The organism is Microbispora catharanthi (assembly GCF_006334915.2).
Taxonomy (GTDB): Bacteria; Actinomycetota; Actinomycetes; order Streptosporangiales; family Streptosporangiaceae; genus Microbispora; species Microbispora catharanthi.
Window position 1 is genome coordinate 46928 of record NZ_VDMA02000031.1, and the last position, 14112, is coordinate 61039.

General features: G+C 71.6%; 13 protein-coding genes and 1 pseudogene. 6 read left to right on the forward strand and 8 right to left on the reverse strand.

The genetic code is table 11. The annotated features are described in order from the left end of the window. Positions 1-126: 126 nt before the first annotated feature. Positions 127-588, forward strand: a pseudogene (locus FH610_RS45770) (LysR family transcriptional regulator substrate-binding protein); the annotation flags it as partial. Between the two features lie 262 nt (positions 589-850). Here the strand turns inward: FH610_RS45770 and FH610_RS38180 are convergent. Beyond that, positions 851-1189 (reverse strand): SDR family NAD(P)-dependent oxidoreductase, encoded by a 339-nt coding sequence (locus tag FH610_RS38180; RefSeq protein WP_139580112.1) that lies wholly within the window; start codon positions 1187-1189, stop codon positions 851-853. Between the two features lie 113 nt (positions 1190-1302). After that, on the reverse strand, positions 1303-1431 hold the full coding sequence (locus tag FH610_RS45775) for an SDR family oxidoreductase (RefSeq protein ID WP_420813766.1): 129 nt from the start codon (positions 1429-1431) through the stop codon (positions 1303-1305). Positions 1432-1828: 397 nt separating this feature from the next. Between FH610_RS45775 and FH610_RS38190 the strand changes: the two genes are divergently transcribed. The 4 genes from FH610_RS38190 (at position 1829) to FH610_RS38205 (ending at position 6098) form a co-directional block, all read left to right on the forward strand. Then, positions 1829-2473: a DNA alkylation repair protein gene (locus tag FH610_RS38190; protein ID WP_205826359.1), complete on the forward strand. Its 645-nt coding sequence runs from the start codon at positions 1829-1831 to the stop codon at positions 2471-2473. 421 nt (positions 2474-2894) lie between these two features. Next, a complete protein-coding gene (locus tag FH610_RS38195) occupies positions 2895-3755 on the forward strand; it encodes an alkaline phosphatase family protein (RefSeq protein ID WP_139580114.1) in 861 nt (286 codons plus the stop codon). Between the two features lie 4 nt (positions 3756-3759). Further along, a complete protein-coding gene (locus FH610_RS38200) occupies positions 3760-5052 on the forward strand; it encodes an MFS transporter (protein ID WP_139580115.1) in 1293 nt (430 codons plus the stop codon). A 23-nt stretch (positions 5053-5075) separates the two neighbouring features. Continuing rightward, positions 5076-6098 carry a TolB family protein gene (locus FH610_RS38205; protein ID WP_139580116.1) on the forward strand — a complete coding sequence of 341 codons (1023 nt, stop codon included), beginning with the start codon at positions 5076-5078 and terminating at the stop codon, positions 6096-6098. 59 nt (positions 6099-6157) lie between these two features. Here FH610_RS38205 and FH610_RS38210 read toward each other — a convergent pair whose 3' ends face one another. After that, positions 6158-6820 carry a response regulator transcription factor gene (locus tag FH610_RS38210; RefSeq protein ID WP_139580117.1) on the reverse strand — a complete coding sequence of 221 codons (663 nt, stop codon included), beginning with the start codon at positions 6818-6820 and terminating at the stop codon, positions 6158-6160. Continuing rightward, positions 6808-7947 carry a sensor histidine kinase gene (locus FH610_RS38215; protein ID WP_139580118.1) on the reverse strand — a complete coding sequence of 380 codons (1140 nt, stop codon included), beginning with the start codon at positions 7945-7947 and terminating at the stop codon, positions 6808-6810. The genes FH610_RS38210 and FH610_RS38215 overlap by 13 nt, the downstream gene beginning before the upstream one ends. A 132-nt stretch (positions 7948-8079) precedes the next feature. Between FH610_RS38215 and FH610_RS38220 the strand changes: the two genes are divergently transcribed. Then, complete coding sequence (locus FH610_RS38220) at positions 8080-9072, forward strand: hypothetical protein (RefSeq protein WP_139580119.1); 993 nt, start codon at positions 8080-8082, stop codon at positions 9070-9072. Positions 9073-9209: 137 nt separating this feature from the next. Here the strand turns inward: FH610_RS38220 and FH610_RS38225 are convergent, their stop codons facing one another. Genes FH610_RS38225 through FH610_RS38240 form a run of 4 tightly spaced genes read right to left on the reverse strand, consistent with a single transcriptional unit; the run spans position 9210 to position 14107 of the window. Then, positions 9210-10229, reverse strand: a complete 1020-nt coding sequence (locus tag FH610_RS38225; RefSeq protein WP_139580120.1) for a hypothetical protein — start codon at positions 10227-10229, stop codon at positions 9210-9212. Positions 10230-10233: 4 nt separating this feature from the next. Further along, positions 10234-10812: a hypothetical protein gene (locus FH610_RS38230; protein WP_139580121.1), complete on the reverse strand. Its 579-nt coding sequence runs from the start codon at positions 10810-10812 to the stop codon at positions 10234-10236. Then, on the reverse strand, positions 10809-11993 hold the full coding sequence (locus tag FH610_RS38235; protein WP_161628188.1) for a CHAT domain-containing protein: 1185 nt from the start codon (positions 11991-11993) through the stop codon (positions 10809-10811). Before FH610_RS38235 ends, FH610_RS38230 begins: the two co-directional genes overlap by 4 nt. 5 nt (positions 11994-11998) lie before the next feature. Next, the gene (locus tag FH610_RS38240; protein WP_139580123.1) at positions 11999-14107 is read right to left on the reverse strand and encodes a hypothetical protein; all 2109 of its coding nucleotides are present in this window, start codon (positions 14105-14107) and stop codon (positions 11999-12001) included. Positions 14108-14112 lie beyond the last annotated feature (5 nt).

Consider the following 14112-nt stretch of genomic DNA (forward strand, 5'->3'; position numbering starts at 1 on the left):
CCCACAGTGGTCGGCCGAGCGTTCCTGCGGGAGGCGGAGGTCGCGGTGAGCGCGTCGCGGCGGGCGAGGGCGACGGCGCGGGCCCATGCCGACGAGCTGGTGGGCGAGCTGGTGGTCGCGGTGCAGATGGGCTTTGGCACGCGGCAGCTGCCCGGCGCGCTGAGCGCGCTGCGCCGCCGCTTCCCGCGGCTGGAGGTCACCGTCTTCGAAGAGCCGAGCTCCGCCGAACTGGAGCGATTGGGGCGCCGGGGCGTGCTGGACCTCGCCCTGATGGCGGCGTGCGAGCAGTCCCCCGACGACGCCCACCACCTCGGCGACGAGGAGTTCGTCGTGGTGCTGGGCGCCGGGCACCGGCAGCTCGCCGCCGACCGGGTCGAGCTGCGCGAGCTGGAGAGGGAGCCGTGGGTGAGGTTCGACCGCGACAGCGCGCTCGACGGCGTGCTGCTGAACGTGCTGCGGGACAACGAGCTGACCCCCACCACGGTCGCCCGCGTGTCCCAGACGGCGACGGCCGTGCGCTGGGCCGCCCACGGGCTGGGGGTGACGCTCGTCCCGGCCTCCGCGGTGCCCCACGGTCACGAGCACCTCGTCCGCCCGGTGTTCCCGGCCGTGTCCCAGCCCGTCATCGCCGTGGTCCGGCCCGGCGCGGGGCCCGGCGGAGACGGCCCTGCTCGAACTCCTGCGTCAGGAGACCTGGCACAATGCCGCATTCTTCTCACCGATGTCCTGACGGCCGCACCGCCACCGGATACGACAAGACCGCCACCTCCTACGAGGTGGCGGTCTTCTCGCGCCGCGTCGATCCCCCACGAGCGACCGGTGCGAGCCCATGGCCGACGGCAGGACGAACTCACAGCTGGGTGGCGACTCCGTCCACGACGGATTCGGCGCCGGCGGTGTAAGTGGCATCGAAGGCGAGGAACGCGGCTGCCCTGGCGATCTCGTCGGGTGTGCCGAGTTCGCCCTTCACACGGTCAGCGAGAGCATCCAGGTCGGCCAGTGAGGCCACATCGCCTCGGACGGCCACCGCGTTCTTGCCGAGCCGCTCCCTCGCGGCGTCGAGCGTGGCCTGAGAACGACCGGTGATCACCACGCGCGCTCCGCCGTGCACCAGCAGCTCCGCCATCGCGAACCCTATGCCGCTGCCGCCGCCAGTGATCACTACATTTTTGTCGCTGTACTTATCCATGCCAGGATTCTTTTGTTCTTTCTCTCAAAACTCGGTGATGTGCCGGGGTTTCGCCGCGGCCCGGCTCGGTGAGTTCTCATTGTCGAAACCGGCGTTCTGGAATGCCGTCGGCGTCAACCCCTGGGGAATTCGCCGCCGTCCACGACGAGCTTGCTCCCGGTCAGCCAGCTCGCCCGGCCGGACACGAGGAACAGCACCGCGTGGGCGATGTCGTCGGGCTGACCATCTCGCCCCAGCGGCACGGCGCCGTCGTTCTGGTCCGCGCCTCCTGCGCGGCCGCGGCGAGCGCCTCCGCTCCAGCCCGTGTCCGTACGTCGGCTTCCACGAAGGTGGCCCACTCCGGCACCGTGCTCGTCGCCGACCTGGCGGTCCTGAGCACCTCGTCGAGCTGTTTAACGGTACGTCCGGAAAAGAACGAGAGGCAAAGACGAAATGTAAGCAGATGCCATAGGCGATACCTATGGCACCCGGCCCCTCCGCCGGTCACCGGTGCCGGAATCGGATCGAGGCAACCTCGTCCACCGCGTCCACGTCTCCCCCGCTGAACAGGCGAGTGCTCGTAGGCTGAATCTCACCCGTGATGGACAGGAGGCTGAGGTGGCCGAGACGACGCCGACCGAGACGTTGGTGGCCGAGGTGATGGCCGAGCTGGCCGGGCTCGAGGACCCGAAGGCACGCGAGGTGAACGAGAAACACGGTGACGATCACGGTGTGAACCTCAGCAAGCTGCGCGCGCTCGCGAAGCGGCTGAAGACGCAGCAGGAACTCGCGTGCCGGCTCTGGGAGACCGATGACAGCGCGGCGAGGCTGCTGGCGATCCTGATCTGCCGTCCGAAGGCGTTCGAGCGTGACGAGTTGGACGTCATGCTGCGCGAGGCGCGCACGCCGAAGGTGCACGACTGGCTCGTGAACTACGTGGTGAAGAAGAACCCGCACTCCGAAGAGCTGCGCCTGGCCTGGTCCGCCGATTCGGATCCAGTGGTCGCGAGTGCCGGCTGGGCGCTGACCACCGAACGCGTGACGAAGAAGCCTGAGGGCCTCGACCTCGCAGGGCTGCTCGACGTCATCGAGGCGGAGATGAAGGACGCCCCGGATCGCCTGCAGTGGGCGATGAACCACTGCCTGGCTCAGATCGGGATCGAGCACGCCGAGCACCGCGCCCGTGCCATCGACATCGGTGAGCGCCTGGAGGTGCTCAAGGACTACCCGACTCCCCCGGGCTGCACGTCTCCGTTCGCGCCCATCTGGATCACGGAGATGGTGCGCCGACAGCACGATAAGTAGGAAGGTTCGCGCTCCCGCCCGTGCCGCGACTCCCTCAGAACGCGGCACCCGATACGAGCCGGCCGTGAGCGGCCTCGCGTCGCCTACCGCTGGAGAGCGCACCCGGCCTGCCCGAGTGCGCCCCGCGAGCGCCTGACGCCCGAGGCCGCCGCGCTGATCCACGACGGCGTCGCGGAGAACACCCGCATCGCTTACCGGCGCGCGTGGCGTGTGTTCGAGTCCTGCTGCGAGCAGTACGGCTCGACCGCGATGCCGTGCGGTGAGCTGACGCTGGCCAACTACCTCGCGGTCTGCATCACCAAAGCGGGCGACAAGGGGCTTCATTTACCGTTCGGCCAACCTTCATGTCGGGCGTGCGGTCAGCGTCATGGGGTGTTCCTAGCCTGAGCTGGTCCCAGACGCCCCCCTCTGGAGGACAGCCATGCCGTCCCGCCGGATCACCGCCCTCACCACCGCCTTCACGCTGTCCGCCGCCGCCCTGGGCCTGTGGGCCGCCGGAGGCTTCAGCGCCCAGGCGGCAACGTTGCCGACGCCGGACCACACGGTGGTCGTAGTCTTCGAAAACCACGCCTACTCCCAGATCGTCGGCAGCTCCAGCGCTCCTTACATCAACTCCCTGAAGAGCGGCGGGGCCAACCTGACCGCCTTCTACGCCGAGACCCATCCCAGCCAGCCCAACTACTTCGCCATGTTCTCCGGGTCGACCCAGGGCATCACCGACGACTCCTGCTACACCCCCGGCTTCAGTTCCGCGCCCAACCTGGCGTCGGAGCTGCTCGCCGCGGGCAAGAGCTGGGCCAGCTACAACGAATCGCTGCCCAGCCAGGGCTCGACCACGTGCAGCAGCGGCAAGTACGCCCGCAAGCACAACCCCTGGTTCGGGTTCTCCAACGTGCCGACGTCCACCGCGTACACGTTCGCCCAGTTCCCCACCGACTTCACCAGACTGCCCAAGGTGTCGTTCGTCGTCCCGAACCTGTGCAGCGACATGCACGACTGCTCGGTATCCACCGGGGACACCTGGCTGAAGAACAACCTCGGCGCGTACGCGACCTGGGCCAAGACCCACAACAGCCTTCTCGTGGTCACCTTCGACGAGGACAACCGGCTGAGCGGCAACCGCATCGCCACCGTGCTCTACGGGCAGCCGGTGCCGGCGGGGTCGTCCTCCGGCACCACCTACAACCACTACAACCTGCTGCGCACCATCGAGGACATGTACGGCACCGGCCACGCGGGCAACGCGGCGTCGGCATCGGCCATCTCCGGCATCTGGAACTGACCGCGTGTACCTCGCGGACGGTCGCGACGCGCCCGCCGTCGTCCCCCACCGGGGACGGCGGTGGGCCGCGGTTCCGGGGACCGTGCTGGCCCTGGGCACGGTGAGCCTGATCACGGACGTGTCGGCGGAGATGATCACCGCCGTGCTGCCGCTCTATCTCGTCTCCGGGCTGGGGCTGTCCCCGCTCGGCTTCGGCGTGCTGGACGGCGTCTACAACGGGGTCGGCGCCCTGGTGAGGCTGGCCGGAGGCCACCTGGCCGACGGTGGGGGCGGGCGGCACAAGGCGGTCGCCGTGGCCGGCTACGCCCTGTCGGCGCTGTGCAAGCCGCTGCTGCTGGTCGCCCACACCCTGCCGGTGATCGGCGCGGTGCTGGCCCTCGACCGTACGGGCAAGGGCCTGCGCACCGCCCCCCGGGACGCCCTCATCTCCCTGGCGGCCCCGCCCGAGCGCCGGGGGCATGCCTTCGGCGTGCACCGGGCGATGGACACCGCCGGAGCCCTCTGCGGACCCGTCCTGGCGTTCCTGGTGCTGGGGGTGGCGGCGGAGGGTTACGACGCCGTCTTCACGGTCAGTGCCTGCGTCGCCGCGCTGGGCGTGCTGGTGCTGATGCTCTTCGTCCCCGGCCGTCCCGGCGGCGTCGGCGTCGCCCCGAAAACGAGCCGGAGAGCGGGCCGGAGAGCGGCGCCCTCCGGCCCGCTCCGGGCACCCGCGCTCCTGCGGATGCCCGGCGTGGGGCGACTGGCGGCGTGCGCGGTGCTGCTGGGGCTGACGACGGTGAGCGACTCCTTCGTCTACCTGCTGCTGCAGCGCAGGTTCGAGGTGCCCGCGCGGTGGTTCCCCTTGCTGCCGCTCGGGACCGCGGCCGCCTTCCTGCTGCTGGCCGTGCCCGCCGGCGCCGTCGCCGACCGCGTCGGGCGGCGGAGGCTGTTCCTGCTCGGACACCTGGCGTTGCTCGTCGCGTACGGCCTGGTGCTGGCCGTCCCCGGCGGGCCGCTGCCGGCGGTGGTGGCGGTGCTCGTGCTGCACGGGGCCTTCTACGCGGCGACCGACGGCGTGCTGGCGGCCGCGGTCGCCGGCGTCGTGCCGGACGCGATGAGGGCGAGAGGGCTGGCCCTGGTGGGCACCGGCCAGGCCCTCGCCCGATTCGCCTGCTCGATCGGGTTCGGCGCCGCCTGGACGGCCTGGGGCGACGGCCCGGCGCTGGCCGTCGCGACGGCGGGGCTGGCGATCTCCACCCCCATCGCGCTCGCCGCACTCCGCTCCTCCGCGTGCCCCTCCGCGCAGCGGACGGCCTGAGCGTGCGGAGGGAAGGGAGCCCCGTGACCATCCCACCCCGCCTGACGGTCCTGCTGGCTGCGGTGCTGCTCCTCGGGAGTCTGTCCGCCTGGGTGGTGGTGCACGCCGCCGCCCGCGCGGAGAGCCGGGGCCTGCCGCGGACGGGGGAGCCCTCCGCCGGTCCGGGTGCGGTCACGCTCGCGGCGGGACAGGGGCGCCGGATGCTCTTCCGGACGATGGCGTGGGGTCCGCACCGCGACGAGGTGGTCGCCGTGCCCGCGGACGACCCGGGGGGCCCGCGCGTCTCGTCCGGGGTGCGGTGCCTGCGCTTCCACGCCTCGTCCGGCACCGGCGCCTGTCTCCAGGCCGCGCACGGCCCGCTGGGCGACACCTACCGAGCCGTGGTGCTCGACGCGCGGCTGCGGGAGCGGCGCGCGTTCCCCCTCGCCGGCATCCCCACCCGCACGAGGGTCTCCCCGTCCGGCCGCATGGCGGCCTGGACCGTCTTCGTGGGCGGCGACTCGTACGCGGGGACGAACTTCTCCACCCGCACCTCGATCCTGGACACGCGCACCTGGTCGCTGGAGGAGAACCTGGAGGCCTACCGCGTGCTCAAGGACGGCCGTCCCTATCACGCTGCCGACGTCAACCTGTGGGGGGTGACCTTCGCCGACGACGGCCACTTCTGGGTCACCCTCGCGACCGGGGGCCGCACGTGGCTGGCGCGCGGGGACGTCGCGGCCCGCACCCTGACCACGGTGCGGCAGAACGTGGAGTGCCCGTCGCTCTCCCCCGACGGCACCCGCATCGCGTTCAAGAAGCGGGTGGCCGGCCTGCCCGAGGACGCGCCGTGGCGGCTGTACGTCCTCGACCTTCGGACCATGCGGGAGACCCCGATCGCCGAGCGGCGCAGCGTCGACGACCAGGCGGTGTGGCTCGACGCAAGCACGCTCGGCTACGCCCTGCCGGGCGACTTCGGCGCCGACATCTGGACGGCGCCGGCGGACGGCTCAGGAGCCCCGCGCCGCCTGCTTCCCGCGGCGCTCGCGCCCGTCGTCGTCCAGTGAAGGCCGCCGCTCCCGGAGACCTCCGCTGAAGGTCGGCCGTGTGCGGGAAACGGGCCCGGCTAGAGCGGATTGTCGTGGGCGATGAGGGCGAGCTGGACGCGATTGTCCAGGCTGGTCTTCGCGAGGATGCGGGAGATGTAACTCTTGACCGTGCCGACGCTCATGTGGAGCTCGGCCGCGATGTCTGCGTTGGACCTGCCTCGGCCGACCGCGGCGGCGACCTCACGCTCGCGGTCGCTGAGCCTGGACAGCAGCCTGCGTGCGTCGGCGCGACGGCGGTCCTCCGCCTCCGGCGCCAGGTGGGCGATCAGGCGCCGGGTCACACCGGGCGACAGGATCGGCTCACCCGCCGCGACCCGGAGGACCGCGTCCACGATGCCCTCCGGCGGGGTGTCCTTGAGCAGGAACCCGCTGGCCCCGGCGCGCAGCGCGCCGAAGACGTGCTCGTCGGCGTCGAACGTGGTCAGCATGATGACGTGGGGAGGGTCGGGCCGCCGCCGCAGCAGCCGGGTGGCGTCGATCCCGTCCAGACCCGGCATGCGGATGTCCATGAGCACCACATCGGGCGCATGCGCGTCGACCGCGGCTCCGACGTCGGCGCCGTCGGCCACGCCGCCCACCACGACGAGCTCGTCGGCGCCCCTGAGCATCAGCGTCAGACCCGCCCTGACGAGCGGGTCGTCGTCCACGACCAGCACGCGTATGGCGCTCACACCGGCCATGGTAGCCAGACCGCCAAGCGGAACTCGCCTTTCTCCACCCCGGCCTGCTCCACCCGCCCGCCCGCCAGCTCGGCCCGCTCCCGCATCCCGGCCAGGCCGGCGCCCTCCCCCCGGGGAGCGTGCACCATGGGATTGCGCACCATGGGATTGCGCACCTCGATGGCGAGCCCCCCGTCCGGCCTGCCGCCGAGGCGGAGACTCACCGGCATGCCCGGCGCGTGCTTCCTGGCGTTCGTGAGGCCCTCCTGGACGATCCGGTAGGCCGCCCGCGCCGTCGCGCCCGGCAGCTCGGGCAGGCGCACACCGCCGTCGTGCATCTCGACCTCCATGCCCGCCCGCCGTACCTCCTCGACCAGAGTGCGCAGGTCCAGCTCGGCCAGGACGGGCGCCTCGCGGAGCACCGAGATGACCTGGCGCAGCTCCTGCAGCGCCTGGTGCGCGCTGGAGCGCACCACCGCGGCCGCCTCCACCACCTCCTCGGGGTCGGCCCGCGCGTTGAACTCCAGCGCCCCGGCGTGCAACGCCAGCAGCGACAGCCGATGCGCCAGCACGTCGTGCATCTCTCGGGCGATGGCCAGGCGTTCGGCGTGGCGGGCCCGCTCGACGCGTCGCCGTTGCTCCTCCTCGGCCCTGCGGACCCGCTCCGCCAGCGACAGCACCAGTTGGCGGCGGGCCCGCGCCAGCATCCCCCATCCGGTCAGCGCCACCCCGAACAGCACCGCGACCAGCGCCCACACCGGGTACGGCGCCAGCCCCGGCGGCCGCAGCCAGAACCGGGCCAGCGTCGCGGCCACCCAGGCCGCGCCCACACCGATCGCGACGATCGAGCGCCGGTACAGGGCGGCCATCAGCGTGGCGATGCCGGCCGCGACCGACGCCGAGGCCGCGGGCACCGCCAGCGCCACGGCCACGAGCGCCATGGTGGCCGGCCATCGGCGCGACAGCCACAGCGCCACGCACGCCGCCGCGCCGCCGGCCACGTCCGCGACCAGCCACCAGCCGGAAGCCGCGCCGAGGTCGTCTCGCACGACGACCGCCGCCGCGGCCAGCGCACAGGCGACGCCCCCCACCCGGATCGCCCGGTCCCGCCGGGTCCTGGCAGGGCCAGGCCGTACGTCTGCTGTCACGGACGCCCAGCGTAATGACGGCGCGCCCGCCGACGGCAGCAACCAAAGTCGGCGCCGGGTTGTCACCTGGGTTGCCACGGGCAGGACCCGGGGCGGCAGACGTCGGTGGTGTGCGCGGAACACGCTGGCCGCATGACGGCGAACAAGACGCGCGGCCGCCTGGCCGCACTGCTCCTCGCGGTGATCACACCGCTCGTGGCCGAGTTCACCCTCGGCAATCCGCCACTGCGCATGGCCTGGCTCCTGCTGCTGTGGATCCCGATATACGGCGCGGGCGTCGTCCTGGTGCGCGAGCTGGTGCGGCGGGCCGGGACGGGCTGGACCGGGGTGCTGCTGCTCGGCGCCGCCTACGGCATCGTCGAGGAGGGCCTTGCGCTGCAGGCGCTGAGCAGCCCCACGATCTACGGCGCCGCCGGATGGGCGCCCCGGATCCTGGGCGTGAACAGCGCCTACACCGAGCTGCAGATCCCCTACCACGCGGTCTTCAGCGCCGCGATCCCGATCCTCCTGGCCGACCTGATCGTCCCGTCCCTGCGCGACCGCCCCTACCTGGGCAGACTCGGCACCTGGCTGGCCGGGGCGGTCTTCGTCCTCGGCACGCTGCTGCTGCGGACGACGGTGGTGACGAGCATCGACCCCGGGTACGAGGCGCCGCCGGCGATCCTGGCGGGCTGTGCGGCCGCCGTGGTCCTGCTCGCGGCGGCGGGGCTGCGGCTGAAGTCCCGCCCGGGCATGTCCTCGATCAGCCCGCCCGCGCCCGCGGCGGCCGGGGTGTTCGGCGCCGTGGCCGTCTTCGGATACCTGGCGTCGCTGTTCCCCTTCGGCGGCGCGACCCAGCCCGCCTTCACCCACGGCGGGTGGGTGATCGTGCCCATGTCGGCCGCCGCCGTTCTGGCGGTCACCGCCGCGTGGCTCCTGCGCCGCTGGACGGCCGGCGGCCTGTGGACGGACCGGCACAGTCTCGCCCTGGCCTCCGGCGCCCTGATCGCCCACACCGCCTTCGGCCTGATCTCCAACACCGACACGGCGGCCGACCGCGCCGGCCTGGCGGCCGTCGGCGTGGTCATGATGTGTCTGCTGGCCGTGCTGGGCCGCCGGGTCGCCGGCCTCCCTCGCCTCACATGAGAGCCGGTGACGAGAGAGTGTGCCGGGGTGGGCGAAGCACTCTGGCCGGGCCTGTGAAGCCGGATTCCGCCTATCCGTTCCGCATGGACGCTGCGAGCGCCCGGCGCGCTTGCGCGAGCCACTGTCGTCAACGCCGTTCACTGGAGAAGCACGGCGCCGAGGGCGCTCGTGATGAGGATGGCGGCGAGGAGGACAGCCGTCGGCGGGAGCGATCGGCGGGAAGGCATGGACTGGTCGTCCAGAAGCAGGTCGTCGGGCGAGGGGCTTGCGGCGGCTGCACGGTAGGTGGCGGCCAATGGGATGCCGCGATACCAGTGGCGGGCCAGAGCCTGCCAGAGAAGGTGTTCATCAATGCCTGCTGTGTCCTGCTGACCGATCGCCGTGAGCAGGAGGGCGCGGTGGACGTCGAAGGTGACCTTGACCTGCTGGCCGTAGAGGCGTGCGCTGGGCAGAGCGGCCCGGTAGGCGAGGAGCGCGACGACACCCCCGGTGGCGTGACAAAGGAGAAACAGCCCAGGGTCGGCACCGGCGAGGATAAGGAAGATTCCGGAGGTGGCGCTGTAGGCAGCGGCGAGGGCGGAAACGGTGAGGAAGAACTCCAGTTCGGTGCGGGCGGCGATGAGGGCGGTGCGTTGCTCTTCGGGGAGCAACGGATACAAGCGCGGCCAGACGACGACGGCGTCTAGACCGTAGCGGTCCTCGGGGTGTAGTTCGGCGTTCTTGAGGATGTTGCCGAGGCGAGTCGGCATGACCTCGGAGGGGTCGCTGGGATAGCTGGTGTGGAGACGGGCGTAGTCCCGGTCGTCGACGGGGTCGAGGGCGGCCAGGCGGTTGCGGTGCCAGCGCAGGCCGAGGGCCCGTAGTGGACGGCCGATCAGGCCGGGCCAGTAGCCTTCATAGAGCCGGACGAGGGTGGTCGCGGCACTGGCCAGCCACGCGGCGGCGAGGAGCGCGACGACGAGGAACGCCAGCATGTGAATGATCTTGATGGTGACATCCTGCCGCTGCCAAGCGTTCACCGCGCCGGCGACTCCTCCCCTCGCGGCGGCCACGGTGAGAAGACAGCATCCGAGGAACGCCAGCACGGGAAGCAGACCGTTGAGGAAGAAACGGCGGTCCAGCAGCCCCCCGGCCTCCTTGACGACGGTACCGAGCACGCCCTCAGCCGCCCATCTGCAGCCGGTGACGGGGCGGTTCCGGGCGCTGGCACCAGGGCGGCGCGCTGTGCCGGTAGTGGGCCAGCCGGTTGAGATGGCCGCATCCGGGTTCCTGACAGACGACGGGCGCCAGGCCGGTCCGTGGCTGTCCGGGAAGGGTGGAGTCGCCGAGGCCGCCCGCTCCAGCCATGACGGGGGCCGGCGGCGTGTAGTCCGGTGAGGCGAGGTGAGCGGCGAACACCTCTGCCGGGACGATCCCGACGGTATGGTCGCCATCCCGAAGGACGAGCACCCTTACGCCCAGGTCGAGAAGGGTGACGGAGGGCGAGGCGGCGAACTCGGCGAAGGTCACGTCGGCGTCCACCTCGATGACAGGCGCGAGGCGGGGCACGGCCGTGCGCAGGTCGGGCTCGGCGACGTCGATCAGGTCGGCGTAGCGGACGGCGGCGACCGCGTGACCCGCGTCATCGTGGACGATCCCGAGGCTGCCGGACGCCAGAGCCGCGCGCGCCGCTTCGAGCCCTGTCCGCCACGGCAGGGCCGTAAAGAAGCCGTCGGCCTCGGACAGCAACGTCGGGCTCATCGCCAGTCACCAACCAATACGAATGCGGCCCAATGATAGGGATTACTGTAGATTCGCCGTTTGTAGTCGGGGGAACGATCCGCGGCCGAGGCTGCCCACCTGCTACGGGTCTCCGCCGCCAAGAACCGGGCAGCCCGGTCACCGTCCGGATCGGCGGCGTCGAGGAGACGGCTATAGGCGTCACGGGCTGCGGTGAAGTCGCCGCACCGGAATCGGACATCGGCGATGTCCTCGGCATAGGAACCCGGCGCCTGCTCGCACCGGCGGATCACCTCGTCGCCGGTGATCGACCGCAGCGTGTTCTGAGCGCGCTGGAGCGCGACCGCTTTCCCGGCGCCGGCTGCGAGTTCGCGGTAGAAGTCGGCCATGAGCAGGCTTGCCGACAGTTCGTCGACGGCCCAGAGGGTGACGAGGACCGAGGCCGCCCCAGCGTAGATCAACGAGCGGGTCAGGCCGACGAGTTCGTCGCCCGGGCGGCGGGCGTTGACACCACTCTCACAGGCGCTGAGCGTGACGAGGTCCGCGCGGAGGGAGCGGTTGAGGATGCGCTCAGCGGTGAGATCGCCATCGGCGAGCGTGATGCCGGAACGGAGCGGCGACTCGGGCACGAACGTTCCGTGGCAGCCGAAGTGGACGATCCGCGCGGGTTCGGGACCGAGATCGGTGTCGAGAGCGGTGGAGGTGGCGTGCGGGCCGAGCCGGAGGACGGCGTCGTCGCCGAAGATGCGGGCGAGCTCTTCGGCCTGGCGGCGGGCGCGGGGCAGCGGCCGGTCGTGCGCGGTGTCGGCGTAGGCGAGCACGCGGCGCCGCGATGAGTCGTGCTTGGCCTGGCAGTACCGCATGACGGTCGCGCTGGGCGTGGTGCACAGCGGGTTGCGGGCCGCGAGGGGAGCGCCGTCCACATGGAGCATGCTGAACGGCAGATAGTGGAGAGTGTCGTGCGGGACGATCCATACCAGGTCCCCGGGTGCGCTGACCTGGGCGAGAGGGGCGGTGAGCGCGGACAACGGCCCGTCTGCGGGCAAGGTGCCGTGGGCGTGCAGAGCGGAGACCAGTTCGGTGGTGTGAGCGCGCAGGGTGTCACGGGTCAGAGGGATGCGTTCGGTGCGTGGCGCGTCGGCGTCGTCGTCCAGGAGGAACAGGAAAGTCTCCCGTTCGGTGACGAAGTACTCGGCCAGCACGGTCCTCACCCGGACTCCTCGGGGCGCAGCAACGCTTTCACTTCGGCGAAGGTGAGAGGGGTACCGCGGGACAGGTTCACATACTCCTCCCCTGCCAGGTCGACGGCGGCGATGCGGTCCTGCACCCTCGCGAGGGCGGACAGGGCGTCACGCAGGCCACGCAGCGCCGCCTCACTGCCGGCCGGGGTGCCGGCGGCGGCGAGGGCGGCCCGCCTGTCGGCGACGATCCGCCGCGCTTCGGCCTCGGCGGCGACGAGGTCGGGTGGGGCGGTGGCACCGGGCGGGACAGTGGTGCCCAGCAGTTCCAGCAGCCCGCGGGACCGGGCCCGCTCCACCAGGGCGAACGCTGCCGCGCGTGGTGTTCGCGGCCAGGGGCCGCCGCCTTCGGGGGCGTCCAGGAGCAGGCCGAGGGTGAGGAGAGTGAGGCGTTCGATGGAGGCTCCCGTGCTGAGCCGTACCTCGTCGTCCAGGATCCGCATCCGGAGCGTCTCATAGACCTCGGCGGCCTGGTTGAGGGTGTGGTAGGCGCGCCAGGGAGCGCTGTCATGCTGGGCTCGACCCAGCTCGAGCAGGACGTAGAACGCGGCGACGAGCTGGTCGCTGGCCCGTAGCAGCCGGACGGCTTCCATGAGGAGTGCCTCGGCCTGGTCGCGGCGTCCCAGGTCCCACATCCGCAGGCCGAGTGCGGCGTGGTCGCGTGCCTGGCTGGGGGGCCAGCTGTCCAGTGCGATGGTAGGGGCGCTGGAGGGGGCGAACTGGCTGAAGTCGGCGACCGGGCCGGTCGCCAGGGCGAGGAGCCGGCCTGTGATGGAGATCGCCGACCGCTTGCGGGGCAGGCCGGCGGCTCGGTACTGCCTCAGGAGGCGGCGGCTGTCGCCCCAGCGAGGGCGCTGGGCCAAGGCTTCCGCCTTCAACTTCGCGGCTGGTTCGGGCTCGCCGAGCTCCTGGTGGACGAGCGAGACGGCCAGCAAGGTGTAGCGCCGGACAAGCGGGGTGAGGGTGGGGTCGTGGACGGGCGGGTCGAGGAGCGCCAGGCCGTCGGCGGGCGTCAGGACAAGGAACAGTTTCTCGCCGCTGGAGTTGAGGTAGGACAGCGCGGATTCCACAGCGGCGACGTCCTGGTGGCCTTCCTGCCGCCAGATCGTGCACGCTTCGGTGAACGACGCCCGGAATTCGTCGCGGTGGCCGGTGGCGGAATAGATGAGGGCTCGAGCGTAGGCGCAGTGGGCGCGGGCGAGGCGGAACCGGCGGCGGGCTTCGGGCGTGCGGGGGACCGCGTTTTCGGCACGTTCGAGTAGAGCGAGGGCGGCGTCGGCCCAGTCGAGTGAACGGAGCCCTGGACGGACGGTGAAGGCGCTGAGCCCGTCAAGATCGAGGGTCATGGCTCGGGTCTGCTGAACCGATCGGGCGGCCTCGTGGGCGAGAGTGTGGACGAAGCCGAGGTCGGGACGGCCGGACCGGTTGCGCACGAAGTCTCTCAGCCAGGGCTCTTCGAACAGGATTCGCCGGGTCTCGGCGTCACTGTCGAGGTAGTGGTGCGCGTCGTTGACTCGTGCCTCCCACCCCGGGGAACGCGACTGGACCGCCATACCCACGGAGCCGGGCAGATCGCAGATCGCCAGCCACAACGCCAGCCACAGTAACCCGGGAGAGTGGGTTTCGAGCGCGGCGTAGAGCACCAGGACACCCTTGTCGAACAGGACCCGGTAGGGATTGGACAGCAGCCAGACGACGGGGTGCAGGCGAAGCGTGTAGACGGGGCGCATGATCAGCAGCGGGATCAGGGAGACCGCGAGGGCGGTCCACAGTTCGTTGCCGTGAAGTGCGGGGAGGCCGTTCCACAGCTTCTCGACCAGGAAGCCGAGGAACAAGCCGCCGATGACCTGCAGCCGCGTGAAGGACAGCTCGGCCCTGTGCCTCAGCTCTCTCATCTCCTCCATCAGGACCCGGTAGGAGCGGTACTGCAGCACGTAGTTCGCCGTGACGCACAATGCCGCGGCGGTCGTGATGTCCGGGCGGTCGACTCGTCCGAGAGCCGACGCGAGGGCGGTCGAAGCGAGGGGCAGGAACGTCGCGTAGAGGTAGAAGGCGCGGGCGGAGCGAGCTGTCGTCACTGGGC